Raw genomic sequence first — 15,369 nt, forward strand, 5'->3', positions numbered from 1 at the left:
CGGCCTGAACAATCGCAAGTGTCCGGCGAGGGGGCGGCTTTGTAAAGCCGGTTGTCCCCACCCGCATAGCGGGTGGTTTCTGATGCGGCGCGCTGCGCGCCCCGCACAGGCTAAAGCCTTTAAACGAGGCGGCATTGACCTTTTGGTCATGCCGCCGAAGTTGAAAGGCAGATTGCCGCTCTGGCGGGCTTGCAGCGTCAAGTGGTTACGGCGTTTGGTAAAACGCCGTAACTAAAACCCGTGGCGCTCCAGGAAGCGGAAGGCCAGGCGAATCCATGGACGGACCGCCACCTGCTTGTCCTCGTTATCGACCGCGGTGTTGGCGTTGCCGAGCGAAAGCCCGTGACCACCTTGGTCAAAGACGTGCATCTCGCAAGCGACGCCCTCCTCGGCCATGCGCTGCGCAAACGGATAGACCTGCGCGATCGGCGCCGTCTTGTCGTCGGACACGCCCCACACAAAGGTCGGCGGCATCTGACGCGAAACATGCGTGGTGGGGCAGATATCGGCCAAATGCTCGTCAGTTGCCTCGCCACCCGTCACCATCGACAGATAGTCGTTGAGAAGATCGCGCCCCGTCTTGCCGCCCGTCTTGGGCACACGCAAGTCAATGCGCGGATCGCGCGTCTGCATGTCGCGCACATAGGCAAAGTCGAGCAATGGATAGCCCAGCACCACGGCATCGGGACGAATGTCGTCCGGACGCGCCCCGGCAAATGCCGCAAAGGGGCCGGTCTTCCACTGTGTTGCCAACGAGGCGCAAATCATGCCGCCAGCAGAAAAGCCCACGACGCACACGCGCTTGGGATCGACATGCCACTCGTCGGCATTCGCGCGCACCGTGGCGACCATCTTGGCGAGATCTGCCTGGGGGTGCGGAAAGCTCACGTCACCCGTAGAACTCGTGACATAGTTGAGCACAAAGGCCTGGTAACCGTGATCCAAAAACGCAAACGCCACGGGATCCTGCTCATGCGGAGCGATATGCGTAAACGCACCTCCGCCGCAGATAATCACGGCAGGGCGGCGGCCATTCGGTTTATCGGGCAGCGGCTCGGCACCCAAATACGTAAACGTCGCCGGATATTCCTCGGTCGGCTCCTCGCCCCACAGCGCATGGTTCTCGACAATCATATGTGCTCCCTTCGCGCGATTCGTGCGCACTCTTTTTCGCCCTCAAGCGTACCCCAGTTGGACCCACGACGCAGAAACACCCCCGCAATAAGTTCCCCTTCAACTGATATATCACATAATCCCAGCTCAGCACTATCGTTTCACAGCGTAGAATAGGGACGCTGACCGTGCCGGGAAACACATACGTAACGTTTCCGGCTACATTACACGCGTGCGACATGCGCGCTTGATACGTTGGAGGCAACTATGGGTCTGCTCGATTCGCTTAAGTCCACCTTCACCTCGACCGGCGAGGCGTCCGTTCCGCCCGCAGCAAGCTTCGCCACCCGCGAAGGCGTCATCTATGCCCCCGTCAACGGCGTGCTCGTCAGCCTGGACGAGGTTCCCGACGAGACGATCGCCTCGGGCATGCTTGGCCAGGGCTATGGCATCGAGCCCATTACCGGCACCATCTATGCGCCCGCCAACGGCCGCATCGGCGCCACCACTGTCACCAACCACTCCATCGGCATGATTACCGAGGACGGTCTGCGCGTATTCATCCATGTTGGCCTGGGCACCGTGGAAATGAACGGCAAGGGTTTTGCCCGCTTTGTCGAGATGGGCGATGTGGTCAAGGCCGGCCAGCCGCTCATCAGCTTCGATCGCGAGGCCATCAAGGCCGCCGGCCACGAGGACATCGTGACCGTCATCATCTCCGAGCTCGATCGTCTTAAGAGCATCGACCATGTCGGCGAGTCTGGAACGCTTATCGGCGGCAACCCGCTCGTCAAGCTTGGCGACCCGCTGCTGGTTGCCAAGACCAAGTAGCCAGGCCCCGCGCCACACAGCCAAAAGGCACCTCGTCAAGCGCCCGCGACCATTTGGCCGCGGGCGCTTTTCGTTTGAAAAACCATCCCGCCAATGCCTTATCTGTATAGCCCAAATGAGCCGAGCTGCTAGAATATCGAACTGTATGGATAACTATCATTCAACCGTTATGGGAGGATACGTGAACCGCACCAAAATCGCGCAGCTCTATGCCGATGCCGAGTCGCTCGGCGGCCAGACCGTCACCGTCGCCGGCTGGGTCAAGTCCATCCGCGACATGAAGAACTTTGGCTTTGTTACGCTCAACGACGGCAGCTGCTTCCGCGACCTGCAGGTCGTCATGAACCGCGAGGCACTCGACAACTACGACGAGATCGCCCATCAAAACGTCTCGGCCGCACTCATTTGCACCGGCACCGTCAAGCTGACCCCCGATGCGCCCCAGCCTTTCGAGCTTTCTGCCACCTCCATTGAGGTCGAGGGCGTCAGCGCCCCGGATTACCCGCTGCAGAAGAAGCGCGCAACCGTCGAGTTCCTGCGCACCCAGCAGCACCTGCGCCCGCGCACCAACCTGTTCCGCGCCGTGTTCCGCATCCGTTCTGTCGCGGCTGCCGCCATCCACCGCTTCTTCCAGGAGCAGGGCTTTGTCTACGTCAACACCCCCATCATCACCACGAGTGACTGCGAGGGCGCCGGCGAGATGTTCCGCGTGACCACGCTCGACCCCAAAAACCCGCCCCTCACCGAGTCCGGCGAGGTCGACTGGAGTCAGGACTTCTTTGGCAAGCATGCGAGCCTCACCGTTTCCGGCCAGCTCAATGCCGAAAACTTCGCCATGGCCTTTGGCGACGTGTACACCTTTGGCCCCACCTTCCGTGCCGAGAACTCCAACACCACGCGCCACGCCGCCGAGTTTTGGATGATCGAGCCCGAGATGGCCTTCGCCGATCTGAACGACTACATGGATAACGCTGAGGCCATGCTCAAGTACGTCCTTAAGGACGTTATGGCCACCTGCCCCGACGAGCTCAACATGCTCAACAAGTTTGTGGACAAGGGCCTGATCGAGCGCCTGGACCACGTGGCAAACTCCGACTTTGCCCGCGTCACCTACACCGAGGCCGTCGAAATCCTGGAGCAGGCCGTCGCCGCCGGTCACAAGTTTGACTATCCCGTGAGCTGGGGCATCGACCTGCAAACCGAGCACGAGCGTTTCCTGACCGAGGAGCACTTTAAGCGCCCGACCTTCGTGACCGACTACCCGGCCGAGATCAAGGCGTTCTACATGCGCATGAACGAGGACGGCAAGACCGTCGCCGCCGCCGACTGCCTGGTGCCGGGTATCGGCGAGATTATCGGCGGCTCCCAGCGCGAGGAGCGCCTGGATCTGCTCGAGGCCCGCATCAAGGACCTGGGCATGAATCCCGAGCAGTACAAGTACTACCTTGACCTGCGCCGCTACGGTTCCTGCAAGCACGCCGGCTACGGTCTGGGCTTCGAGCGCTTGGTCATGTATCTGACCGGCGTGGGCAACATCCGCGACGTCCTGCCGCACCCGCGCACCGTGGGCAACGCCGACTTCTAATCGCCACAGCGCCACCAAACACGTTCCAGCGCATCACGCCAGCGCCTCTCGGCAAGCCGAGGGGCGCTTTTTTCAACAGCATCCGTCAAGCTTTTGGCAAGTTTTTGGTCAGTTGGGCAGGGCTGTTGAAAACTCGACCCGCCGCTTGCCGACGGCTACCGACCGCCCAGAGTGCTCTGCGCCCCTGGGAAAGCCCCGCGTCCTAGGCTCCATACCGTCGCCACCCAAAACGGAAAGGACGTGGGCGCCATGACCGAAACCGCTGTTGAAACTTACGAGACCACGACGAGGGGCGCCGCCTCGATGGCAGCCTATCGCGCCGTTCGCATCCTGCAACTATTAAGCGAAAACACCGGCGAGGACAAGGCCATGCTTTCCGATGAGTTGATCCGGCGCCTCGCCCATCCCGACGACCCCGCCCGCATGCCCATCTCGGCGGCGCGGCGCAGCATCTACACCGCCATCTCCGCACTTCGCCATGCTGGATACGAAATTGAGTACAAGCGCGGCGTGGGGTATCGGCTCTTGACCCGTCCGCTCACCGACGAAGAGATCATCCGACTCCACGGCATGGTCATGCGCAACCGCTCTACGCCCATCGCCATTCGAAAAAGCATGGCGCAGCACCTGGTCGCCATGGCGAGTGCCGACGTTCGCGGCTACCTCGATGCACCCGAGCCTGCTCCAAGCGCAGGCGGCAAATCCACCAAGGCCACACGCACGCCCGTCAAGCGCATCGATGCCTGCGAGCTCATCGAGCAGGCCATCGACCACGGAACCACGGTGAGTTTTGATATTTCGAGTGTCACGGCACGCGGAGAGGTCGAAGTGGCGCGGATGACACTCCGACCCTTTGCCATCAAGCAACGAGACGGCATCTCGTATTTGCTGGGAACGGTCTATGACGCCCGAGGCGCCGACGACACGCTGCGCACCGTTGAGATCGGCCGCATGAGAAACGTCACCACACGTCTCCTCGATGGCAAGAAGCTCTTCGCCGCCTTGGACGAGGACGACGCCTCCTCCGCCGCATAAGACCCTCCGCCGCCCATTCGACTACCCGTACCGCCCATCCGATTCTGTATTAAAAAACCCGCCAGGCTGTTGTAAAAATGGACATCAGCGCTACTATAGTCCCACTTGCACTTTGTCCAAGTGCAGTGTTTCCAGCCATTTTTATACTGGGGGTAATGATATGAAGGACATCACCATCAGCCGCAGGAGCCTTCTGGTCTCCGCCGGCCTGCTCGCGCTCGCCCCGCTCGCCGGATGCGGCGGCAACTCTGGTTCCGGCTCTGCTGCCGCCGGTTCCGACTACACCATCGGCGTTCTGCAGCTCACCGAGCACTCCGCACTCGACGCCGCCAACGATGGCTTTGTCAAGGCCATCAAGGAGAGCGGCCTTAAGGTCAAGATCGACCAGAAGAACGCCCAGAACGACCAGTCCACGTGTAAGTCCATTGCCGACAAGTTTGTGGGCGACAACGTCAACCTGATTTATGCCATCGCCACGCCCGCCGCGCAGGCTGCCGCCGGCGCCACGGCCGATATCCCCATCGTGGGCTGTGCCATCACCGACTACGCCGCCTCCGGCCTGGTCCAGGACAACGACAAGCCCGGCACCAACGTCACGGGCGCTTCCGACCTCACCCCGGTCGCCGAGCAGCTCGAGATGATGCAGAAGGTCCTGCCCGACGTTAAAAAGGTCGGCCTGCTCTACTGCACCGCCGAGTCCAACTCCGACGTCCAGATCAAGGCCGCCAAGAAGGAGCTCGACAAGCTAGGCTTGGAGTACACCGACTTCACCGTCTCGAGCTCCAACGAGATTCAGTCCGTCGTCGAGTCTGCCGTGGGCAAGGTCGACGCGCTGTACTCCCCCACTGACAACACCATCGCCGCGGGCGCTTCGCAAGTCGGCCAGATCTGCAAGGAGAATAAGCTCCCCTTCGTGACCGGCGAGGAGGGTATGTGCATGGCCGGCGGCCTGTTCACCCTCTCCATCAACTATAAGGACCTGGGCTACGCCGCGGGCGAGATGGCCGTTAAGATCCTGAAGGGCGAGGCCAAGCCCGAGGATATGCCGATCAAGCACCTCTCGAGCAAGGACCTAGTCGTCGTCAAGAACGACGAGATGGCCGAGGCCCTAGGCATCGACCTTTCCGCTCTGGACGAGTAGCGCCATGCGCGGTAACGCGTCTAGGGCCCGCACGCGCGCCACTGCTGCGTTATTCAATATCTGAGTCATTGGGGCGAACGCTAAAGACCGGCGTTCGCCCTGCTTGTTTCAGGTAAAACAAAACGTCTGTCCACCGCTCTTTTATGCATTGGTACCGCTATTATGGAAAATCACGTGTCCACCCTATCCTAGGAGGTATGAAGCATGCTCATTGCATTGCAGGGCGCCATTTCGCAGGGCGTCCTCTGGGGCATTATGGTGCTTGGCGTGTTTATCACGTTCCGCTTGCTCGACATCCCCGATATGACCTGCGACGGCAGCTTTGCCCTCGGCGGCTGTGTCTGCGCCGTACTCATCGTCAACAATAACGTCGACCCGCTGCTCGCCGTGCTTGCCGGCATGTGCGCCGGTGCCATCGCCGGTGCCGTCACGGGCATCTTGACCACCGTCTTTGAGATTCCCGCAATCCTCGCCGGAATCCTCACCCAGATCAGCCTGTGGTCCATCAACCTGCGCATCATGGGCAAGTCCAATACGCCCATCCTTGCCAAGGGCACTATCTTCTCATCCGTCAGCAACATGACGGGCCTGCCGCAGTCCACTGTTGCCATTATCCTAGGCATTGTGCTGGCCGTGGCCATCGTCGCCATCCTGTACTGGTTCTTTGGCACCGAGATCGGCTCGGCGCTGCGTGCCACCGGCAACAACGAGTACATGATCCGCGCCCTGGGCGTTAACACCAACACCACCAAGATGATTGCCCTTGTGCTCTCCAACGCCCTCATCGGCCTCTCTGGCGCACTTATCTGCCAGAGCCAAAAGTATGCCGACATTGGCATGGGCACCGGCGCCATCGTTATCGGTCTTGCCGCCATCGTCATCGGCGAGGTGCTCGGTCGCCTGCTGCCCGGCGGCCTCACGCAGTTTAGCGTCCGTCTTGCCTCCGCCGTCTTTGGCTCCGTGGTGTACTTCCTTATCCGCGCCATCGTGCTGCAGCTGGGCATGGACGCCAACGACATGAAGCTACTCTCTGCCGTGATCGTCGCCGTGGCCCTGTGCGTGCCCGTGGTTTGGGAGCGCTATAAGCTCCGCAGCTCCTACACGAAGGGAGATGAGGCAGATGCTTAAGCTCTCGCACGTCAAGAAGACCTTTAACAAGGGCACCGTCACCGAGAAGCGCGCGCTCACCGGCGTCGACCTCACCCTCAACGATGGCGACTTTGTAACCGTGATTGGCGGCAACGGCGCAGGCAAGTCCACGCTGCTCAATATGATCGCCGGCGTGTATCCGCTCGATTCGGGTGTTATTGAGCTCGACGGCACCGACATCTCGCGTCTGAGCGAGTCGCAGCGCGCCAAGTACCTGGGCCGTGTGTTCCAGGACCCCATGCGCGGTACCGCTGCCGACATGCAGATCGCCGAGAACCTGGCCCTCGCCAAGCGTCGCGGCCAGCGTCGCGGCCTTTCGTGGGGCGTCACCAAGGCCGAGAAAGATGAGTACGTTGAGCTGCTCAAGCGCCTGGACCTCGGTCTGGACACGCGTCTCAACGCCAAGGTCGGCCTGCTCTCGGGCGGCCAGCGCCAGGCACTCACCCTGCTGATGGCCACGCTCACCAGGCCGCGCCTGCTACTGCTCGACGAGCACACCGCGGCCCTCGACCCCAAGACGGCCTCTAAGGTGCTCAACCTGACCGAGGAGATCGTCGACGAGAACCACCTGACCACGCTCATGGTCACGCACAACATGAACGACGCCATCCGTCTGGGCAACCGTCTGATCATGATGCACGAGGGCCATGTGATCTACGACGTGGCCGGCGACGAGAAGAAGTCGCTCACCGTAGCCGACCTGCTGCAGAAGTTCGAGGAGGTCTCGGGCGGCGAGCTCGCCAACGACCGCATGCTGCTGAGCTAAAACCTGCCAATAAGGGACAGGTTTATTTTGGCAGGTTTTATCTGCGCAAACGTCAAAACCGCCGCAAAGGAACAGATACCTTTGCGACGGTTTTCGCATATCATGTCGATAATCCAGCGTCAGCAGGAACCACTGGTTAAGAACTAAGGAAACTGCCATGAGAAGACTCCTTCCCCGTCTTGCTTGACCGCCGCACTCCTTGCCGGCGTGCTCGCCGGCGGCCCAGCTTACGCCACCGCGGCCACCCCATCTCAAGTTATCGGCCCGTCCGATGTGATCGGACGGGCTTTTTGGTGGGTATCATGGTTGAATGATCATTAGGAGGTTTTCCCTACATGGAATTGTTTGAACCGATTCTTCATTTCTTTGAGCAGCGCTGGGTCCACAACATCATCTGGGCCGTCATCTTGGTAATAGTCACCGCCATCGCCGCCAAGGTGGCATCCAAGACCCTGCGCCACCTACTCAACCGAGACGACAACCCGCTTCCCGCATCGAGCATCTTCATCAACATCGCGCGTGCCGTCATTTGGATGATCGGCGGCAGCTTTATCCTCGACAACTGCTTTGGCATTAACGCAAACGCGCTCGTCGCCGCTCTTGGCGTCGGCGGCATCGCCATCTCGCTCGGCTTTCAGGACACGCTATCAAACCTTATCGGCGGCATGCAAGTGACCTTTATGGGCATCATCAAGCCCGGCGACAATATCGAGGTCGGCGGCGTGTCGGGCGTGGTCCAGGACATCACTTGGCGCCACACGACCATCGAGGACGCCTGCGGACAGACCATCATCGTCCCCAACTCCAACATCTCCAAGAACACACTCGTGCACCTCATGCCCTTTGGACGCGTTGTCGTTCCCGTCGCGGTGAAGGACACGTCAAAGTGGGACTCGCTCGATGCGCTGGCAGACGAGCTCGCCTGTGCCACCAAGGTCGCCGTTTCACCCATCTCGGGCTTTGACAAGGAACCCTACGTGCTCTTTAGCGAGATCGGCGACTTTGGCATTAAGGGTAAGATCATCTTTATCGTCAGTGACGACAGCACCACCTTTACGGCAGCCGACGCCTGCATCCGCGCCATCGCCCCCATCATCGCCTAAAACCACCGCAAAGGGGACAGGCACCTTTGTGGTGGTTTCGCATCGTGGTACCATGGTTCATATCGTTGTTTAAACGACTAAGGGAGTAGACACCATGGAAGAGGCCTATCGTCAAGCGCGCAAGCGCGGCGAACAGGGACGCCGTCGCGCCATCAGCCAAAGCGAGCATCCATATCTTACGGACCTCGACAGCTTGGTCGCCCAGCTTCCCTGCGGGCAGCGCGAGAACATCGGCCTGCGGGACATTCCGCTCGAAATGGTCGTCGGCACGGTTACCAAAGGTCGCCAGTCCGCCTTTTCGTGTAACTTTATGCCGCTGCTCCCCTGGAATACCGAATTCGCCCGCAAATGGTCCAACCTCTACGATATCCAAATCTCCGAGGGCTACCGCGACCCCATCATCGTCACCGAGTTCATGCACCGCTTTTACGTCCAAGAGGGCAACAAGCGTGTCAGCGTCCTCAAATTCCTTGACGCTCCGACGGTTTCGGCCAAGGTGACGCGTCTGTACCCCGGTAAGTGGGATTCCGTCGAGAGCCGCCTGTACGGTGAGTTTTGCGCCTTTTGGTACGTATGCCCCCTGTACGAGATTGAGTTTTCGCGCGAGGGCAGCTACGAGATGCTTGCCAAAATGCTCGGCCAAGATCTTGTCGAAAAATGGCCTCAAAAGAAGGTCGACTACCTACGTCACACCTTCCTGCTCTTTAAGCGCGCCTATCTTCGCGCGGGCGGCGACCACTTGGACATTACGCCTGCCGATGCCATGCTCGTCTACCTCAACGTCTACAACCAGGACCGTCTGCTGGATACGCCGACGGATATCGTCGTCAACCGTCTGTGCAAGATTTGGCGCGAGCTTGTCATTGCCGGCAAAAGCGACGAGGACAAAGTCGATCTTGTCGAAGCGCCGCAGCCCAACGAGAAAGAGGGCGCACCGACAAAAGCTACCTCGGGCGTGCTCAACTTCTTTATGAGCAAGACCGTCTACTCCACTGCCAATCCCATGCGAATCGCCTTTATCCACGAGTTTCCCTGTGCCACGTCGAGCTGGGACAGCCTACACGACCAGGGCCGCCGGTATCTTGATGAGCACTTTGGCGGCATCGTGCGCACCGAGGCGTTCGAGGACTGCCACGATTCGGACGTGTTCTACGCCGCCGTCGAGACGGCCGTAAAGCACGGGGCGAACGTCATCTTCTCGACCTCACACCGGCTCATGGAATACACGCTCAGGGCGTCAGTCGAGTATCCCCAGGTGCGGTTCCTTAACTGCTCAATCGGCCTTCCCCACCAAAGCGTCCGCTCGTACTTTGGAAAGATGTACGAGGCCAAGTTCCTACTGGGCGCCCTTGCCGCCAGCATGGCCGACAACCACCGTATTGGCTACCATGCGTCGGTCTTCGCCTCGGGCGCGCTGAGCGAAATCAACGCCTTCGCTATCGGTGCCTCGCTGCTCGACCCTCGTGCGCAGATTATCCTCACTTGGGGAGATGTTCCCGCCGGCGGTCTTGCCGAAGCCATGTGTCGCGAGGGCGTGAGCGTCATGACCGGCGCCGATATGTCCAAGTCTCTCGAGGACCCCACCGCCTACGGGCTTCACCGTCTGGTAAACGGCAAGGAAGTTACCGGTATTGCTATGCCGGTATGGAACTGGGGCCGTTACTACGAACTCATCGTACGCAGCCTACTGCACGGCACATGGGACGAGACCGCCGATGACCAGCAGGTGCGCGCCGTCAACTACTGGTACGGTATGAGCTCCGGCGTCATCGATATTCGCTACGCTCCGGGCCTACCCTATCAGACGCGTAAACTTGTGCAGCTGCTTCGCAACGGCATTGTCGAGGGCTCCATCAACCCATTTGGCGGCGAGCTCCACAGCCAGGACGGCGTGATTCAGATTGAGGGCTTCCCTCCCCTGCCGAGTACGCAGATTGTCGAGATGAACTGGCTGGCTGACAACGTTATAGGCTCGATTCCGCAGCTCGATAACGAGCCGGAGGTCCGTGCCCTATGAATATCCTAGCCATTGCCGATGTAGAGGAGCGCTGCCTGTGGGAATGTTTTCGCAAGGAGCGCTTTGAGGACGTTGACCTGATTCTATCCGCAGGCGACCTGGATCCGGACTATCTTGAGTTTTTGGTCACTGTCATCAACAAACCGCTTGTGTACGTTCGTGGCAACCACGACGACCGCTACGCGCGCCATGCACCGGGCGGGTGCATTTGTGTTGAGGACAGCGTATATGTGTACCGAGGTATTCGCATTGCGGGTCTGGGCGGTTCCATGCGCTACCGCGACGGCGCGAACATGTATACCGAGCGCGAGATGGCAAAACGCATGCGCAAGCTATCGCGAAAAATCGCACTGGTAGACGGATGCGATATTCTACTTACCCATGCACCCGTCGCAGGCATGGGCGACCTGGACGACCTGCCGCATCGAGGATTCGAGTGCTTTAATGCGGCTCTTGAGTCTTGGGGTCCCGACTATATGATTCACGGGCATGTGCACCAAAGCTACGGCCCCAACTTTCAACGCGAGCGCCAACACCCATGCGGAACGAAGATTGTCAACGCCTGCGGCTATACCAAGATCGAAATTGACGAGGCGCGCTACCCCACGCGCGGTTGGAAGGCCGCTTGGCTCAACTCGCAAACCATGCGCCGCGAGCTCAAACGCCACGAAGCAATCGAGTCTTCAACCGCCAGAACCCCCTGGTAACTGCCAACAACCGCCACGAAGGGGATAGGCACCTTTATGGTGGTTTTGCTGACTCGTCCGACCTGTCCATCACGGTGCTTGTGTAATTAACGAGAACACTCATTGTTTTGTAAGGACGGCGCTCACGTGCCGTCTTTTTTTGTCAACTTATGCAGTCTCGACCGTGTTGTATGTAGAGGGACCTCGCGAGACGCCTTCCCTATATCCACCACGACCAATTGGAGGTGACACTATGCCTGCACGCCGTAACCGCAATAGCACGCTCCGATGCGATGCCGATCAGATCGAGCGGGAAGCAAAGCGCTTGGTCGACACGTATTCCGACCTCATCCTTCGATTGTGCTATTCGGCCCTTGGATCCGCTGACGACGCTCAAGACATCTGCCAGGACACGCTGATCAAGATTCTCCAACGCACTCAACCGTTCGACTCGCTCGAACACGAACGTGCTTGGGTGATCCGAGTCGCACTGAACGCATGTCGCGATATCGGCCGTACGCACGCGAATCACCCGGTTGTCGACCTCGATTCGCTCCCCGATTTCTGCGCACCCGTAACACATACCGAGCAAGAATTCGCGCAACGCGACTGCGCCATTCTTTCCGCTGTCACGGCCCTGCCTCAAGCACAGCGCATCGCCATCTTTTTGCACTACTACGCAGGCATGAGCATCAGGGAAATCGCAGACGCCGTTCACGCGACGCCAGCTGCAACCGCCCAGCACCTTAGCCGCGGACGTGCGTCACTTCGGCTTTCCTTGAAAGGAGACCACAATGACTACGAATTCGAATGACTATCGCCACGCCCTGGAGCACATTTCGTTTACCGATAATGCGAAGCAGCACATGGCAAACTCGATTGCTCAGTCCGTCGCCTCAAGCGATGCGGCGACCGCTCAAAGCAACTTTAATGGCACGCGACGCAAGCCGCGCATCGCCCGCCATCCCGTAAGAACAGTCGCTCGCATTGCCGCTGTAACGGCAGTCCTCGCTATCGTCATTGGAGGCGCTGGCACGGCTATGGCAACAGGCGTCCTGCCGCTTCCTTCTGACATGCTTTCCGACATCTTTGACGGACCTGCTTCTCAAACCGAGATCATCGACCGTATTGGCCGGCCCGTCGGTGCTAGCTGCTCCAACAACGGAGTCACCGTGACCGCCGACGCCATCATGGGCGACAAGGATATGGTTACCATCGCCTATACGCTTACGTTCGACGATCCCGCTGCCCTGAAAAAGCTTTCCGAGCCGGGCGAGAACGGAACTATCGCCGGAAGTGTCGATGGAAACGTATACGTTGATGGCGAGCATGGCGGCCAAGGCCAATCATGGCTCATTGACAAGAACCCCAATGACTCCAGCATTCAATACTTTGCACAGTTCAGCGTTGAATCACCCGGCCTTATGGGCAGGACCGTCCGCACGCATATCAACTCTCTCGTTGTGCCACGTGCTGGCAAAGAGCTTCCCGAGTATAAGAAAATACTTACGGGCCCATGGGATCTTAAGTTCCAGCTGAATTACGAAGATACATCCGTTACGATTCCCGCGCCCAAATCGGTCAACTTTAACGGCACCAAGGCGACGATTCAAGAGGCCACCGTATCCTGCGTTGGCGTTTCAGTCCGCTACAACATAGATCGTTCCATCGAACACGACAACAACAGCGGCAAGATGTCTCAAAACATGGAGGAGTCTATGGATGCCGTTGGCAACATACCCCTCATCGTGACGTTCAAAGACGGTCATGTTGAGGACGCAACCAGCCACAGCGGCTATTTCGCAAATAAACTGGATAACGGCACCACTGATGTCCACAAGACCTGGCCGTTCTCGCAAGTTTGTGACACAGACAAGATTGCAAGCGTACAAATTGGCGATACGGTCATTCCCATGAATTCGTAACGCTACGCGGCTCGTATATGCACCCGGTTCCGCACTTCGCGTCTAAAGATGCGCTGTCATCGAGCAGCGTGAGCGCAAGGCCGCCCGTATGGTCGGCTGGGAACACCTCGTTGCGCTAAAAACCACCACGAAGGGGACCGGCACCTTTGTGGTGGTTTTGCTGACTCGTCCGACCTGTCCCAACGGTTTGTCTCAATCTGTAACAGGTAGGGCCCAAATAATCGGTTAGCTGTTACAGATCGAGACAGACCACGGATGCTCAGCCGAAAATCTCAATCTGTAACAGGTAGGAACGATTTTGCCCCTTAGATGTTACAGATTGAGATATTTGACAGCTTGAATCGGCATCGCCTACAGCGCGGCGACGACCTTGTCGCCCATCGTCGTGGTGCCGAGGATCTTATCTGCCGGGGTGTTGACATCGGCGATGTCACGGGTGCGCCAGCCCTCGTCGAGCACGCGCGCCACGGCGCTCTCGATCCACGCGGCTTGCTCGCCCATGTCGAGCGCGTAGGTCAGCAGCATCGCCACCGACAAGATTTGAGCCAGCGGATTGGCCACGCCGAGCCCCGCGATGTCAGGAGCGCTGCCAGCGCTCGGCCCAAACAGCGATACGCCATCATCCAGCGAGGCAGAGGCAAGCATACCGTGCGATCCGGTAATCTGAGCCGCCTCATCGGACAGGATGTCGCCGAACATGTTCTCCGTCACCACGACGTCAAAGTCTGCCGGTCGACTGATGAGCTGCATGGCGGCGTTGTCGACGAGCAGGTCCTCAAGCTCCACGTCGGAGTACTCCTCGTCTTGCACGCGATGCACGATCTCGCGCCACATGCGGCTCGTCTCCAGCACGTTGCGCTTATCAACGCTCGTCACCTTGCCGCGACGTTTGCGCGCCGCCTCAAATGCCTGGCGCGCAATGCGCTCAATCTCGTACTCGCGATACTCCATCACGTCGACCGCACGCTGACCGGCCGCACCCGCAGCGCCCGCGCAGGTCACGGATGCGGGCGCCAAAGTCCCACGGCATGTTGTAGCCCATCGTATCGGGGATGTTCACGACCGTGGCACCGGCCTTTACGGCCGCCTCGATAATGCGCACCAGAAACTCCTGATCGGAGCGGCCGGCATCCTCGGCATAAAACTCAACATCGTCAACGAACTTGCGAGCATGTTTGACGGCATGGATCGCTCACTCAATTGCCCTTTCCTCAGTCATATGGAGCTTGTCGCGCAGGTGACTGGTGCTCATACCCAGCCCTGTATGGATACGGGGCCTCTGGGCCGTTTTGAGCGCCTCTGCAGCCACTTCGATATCCCTGTCGACAGCGCGCGTCAGGCCGCATACCGTGCATCGGTCGCCCGCAATCTTGCCAATCTCCTGTACGGAGCGAAAGTCACCAGGACTCGAGATGGGAAAGCCCGCCTCGATAACGTCCACGTTCATGCGCACCAGCTGGCGGGCGATGAAGAGCTTTTCCTCGGTATTCATGCTGGCGCCCGGCGACTGCTCACCGTCGCACAGGGTGGCGTCAAAGATTGTGATTTTGCGGCTTATATGTTCCTCCTGATTGACCGTTTTATGACAGATGGCTTTCAGGAGAGAGAGAAGGCCTAGAGATAGAAAAATACCCGTGTCGCTCATCACGCCTGAAAGCGGCAGACGATAGCGCACCCGGGTACAACAAATCGTTATAGCGAGATTACAACCCTAGCGCGCTATCCAATCTAGTAGCGCTAGGCCTAGGAGCTGTTGCGTGTTCTTAAACATGTTGGGCTCCCTTCGGCCTCGGGTAGTACTACATCGCGCTAAAGTACAACACAAGTAAAACCACCACAAGGGTGCCTGTGAACTGCCTCCCATTTCTTGGACATCGGGAAATGGGAGGTTTTGGAGTGGGTATGATGAATTGGACACCTAGTTAAGAGCGAAAGGTGTTCAAGATGACCCAAAGAAGAAAGCGATACGACAGGCAGTTCAAGGTCTCGGCGGCAAAGGTGGTCCTGTCCGGGGAAAT

Annotated in this window: 13 protein-coding genes and 1 pseudogene; 11 read left to right on the forward strand and 3 right to left on the reverse strand. The window is 59.1% G+C overall.

Going from position 1 to position 15,369, the window contains the following annotated elements; all coding sequences use genetic code 11:
- Positions 1-231 precede the first annotated feature (231 nt).
- Entirely contained in the window at positions 232-1,134 is a 903-nt protein-coding gene (locus tag AAAX59_RS08825; protein ID WP_349071494.1) for an alpha/beta hydrolase, read from the reverse strand.
- Positions 1,135-1,380: 246 nt separating this feature from the next.
- On the opposite strand from AAAX59_RS08825, the gene AAAX59_RS08830 reads away from it, so the two are divergent.
- The 11 genes from AAAX59_RS08830 to AAAX59_RS08880 all read left to right on the forward strand — a co-directional run bounded on the left by AAAX59_RS08830 (position 1,381) and on the right by AAAX59_RS08880 (position 13,351).
- Complete coding sequence (locus AAAX59_RS08830) at positions 1,381-1,944, forward strand: PTS glucose transporter subunit IIA (RefSeq protein WP_349071495.1); 564 nt, start codon at positions 1,381-1,383, stop codon at positions 1,942-1,944.
- 181 nt (positions 1,945-2,125) lie between these two features.
- Positions 2,126-3,529: an asparagine--tRNA ligase gene (gene asnS, locus AAAX59_RS08835; protein ID WP_117862239.1), complete on the forward strand. Its 1,404-nt coding sequence runs from the start codon at positions 2,126-2,128 to the stop codon at positions 3,527-3,529.
- 249 nt (positions 3,530-3,778) lie between these two features.
- Complete coding sequence (locus AAAX59_RS08840; protein WP_117758643.1) at positions 3,779-4,564, forward strand: hypothetical protein; 786 nt, start codon at positions 3,779-3,781, stop codon at positions 4,562-4,564.
- A gap of 160 nt (positions 4,565-4,724) precedes the next feature.
- Positions 4,725-5,705 carry an ABC transporter substrate-binding protein gene (locus AAAX59_RS08845; RefSeq protein ID WP_055250275.1) on the forward strand — a complete coding sequence of 327 codons (981 nt, stop codon included), beginning with the start codon at positions 4,725-4,727 and terminating at the stop codon, positions 5,703-5,705.
- 204 nt (positions 5,706-5,909) lie between these two features.
- Positions 5,910-6,833 (forward strand): ABC transporter permease, encoded by a 924-nt coding sequence (locus AAAX59_RS08850; protein ID WP_349071496.1) that lies wholly within the window; start codon positions 5,910-5,912, stop codon positions 6,831-6,833.
- The gene (locus AAAX59_RS08855) at positions 6,826-7,620 is read left to right on the forward strand and encodes an ATP-binding cassette domain-containing protein (protein WP_055250279.1); all 795 of its coding nucleotides are present in this window, start codon (positions 6,826-6,828) and stop codon (positions 7,618-7,620) included. The genes AAAX59_RS08850 and AAAX59_RS08855 overlap by 8 nt, the downstream gene beginning before the upstream one ends.
- Before the next feature lie 335 nt (positions 7,621-7,955).
- Entirely contained in the window at positions 7,956-8,723 is a 768-nt protein-coding gene (locus AAAX59_RS08860; protein WP_117635370.1) for a mechanosensitive ion channel domain-containing protein, read from the forward strand.
- A gap of 94 nt (positions 8,724-8,817) precedes the next feature.
- Entirely contained in the window at positions 8,818-10,740 is a 1,923-nt protein-coding gene (locus tag AAAX59_RS08865; protein ID WP_349071497.1) for a BMP family ABC transporter substrate-binding protein, read from the forward strand.
- A complete protein-coding gene (locus tag AAAX59_RS08870; RefSeq protein ID WP_117639531.1) occupies positions 10,737-11,447 on the forward strand; it encodes a metallophosphoesterase in 711 nt (236 codons plus the stop codon). Before AAAX59_RS08865 ends, AAAX59_RS08870 begins: the two co-directional genes overlap by 4 nt.
- 232 nt (positions 11,448-11,679) lie before the next feature.
- Entirely contained in the window at positions 11,680-12,240 is a 561-nt protein-coding gene (locus AAAX59_RS08875; protein ID WP_117583099.1) for a sigma-70 family RNA polymerase sigma factor, read from the forward strand.
- Complete coding sequence (locus AAAX59_RS08880) at positions 12,221-13,351, forward strand: DUF4179 domain-containing protein (protein ID WP_117635373.1); 1,131 nt, start codon at positions 12,221-12,223, stop codon at positions 13,349-13,351. Before AAAX59_RS08875 ends, AAAX59_RS08880 begins: the two co-directional genes overlap by 20 nt.
- Before the next feature lie 351 nt (positions 13,352-13,702).
- Here the strand turns inward: AAAX59_RS08880 and AAAX59_RS08885 are convergent, their stop codons facing one another.
- Together AAAX59_RS08885 and AAAX59_RS08890 are read right to left on the reverse strand one after the other, a co-directional pair.
- A complete protein-coding gene (locus tag AAAX59_RS08885) occupies positions 13,703-14,368 on the reverse strand; it encodes an isocitrate/isopropylmalate family dehydrogenase (RefSeq protein WP_349071498.1) in 666 nt (221 codons plus the stop codon).
- Positions 14,277-14,996 (reverse strand): annotated as a pseudogene (locus tag AAAX59_RS08890) (hypothetical protein). Before AAAX59_RS08890 ends, AAAX59_RS08885 begins: the two are co-directional and overlap by 92 nt.
- Positions 14,997-15,369: the final 373 nt, after the last annotated feature.

This window comes from Collinsella sp. CLA-ER-H2, assembly GCF_040092405.1.
Taxonomy (GTDB): Bacteria; Actinomycetota; Coriobacteriia; order Coriobacteriales; family Coriobacteriaceae; genus Collinsella.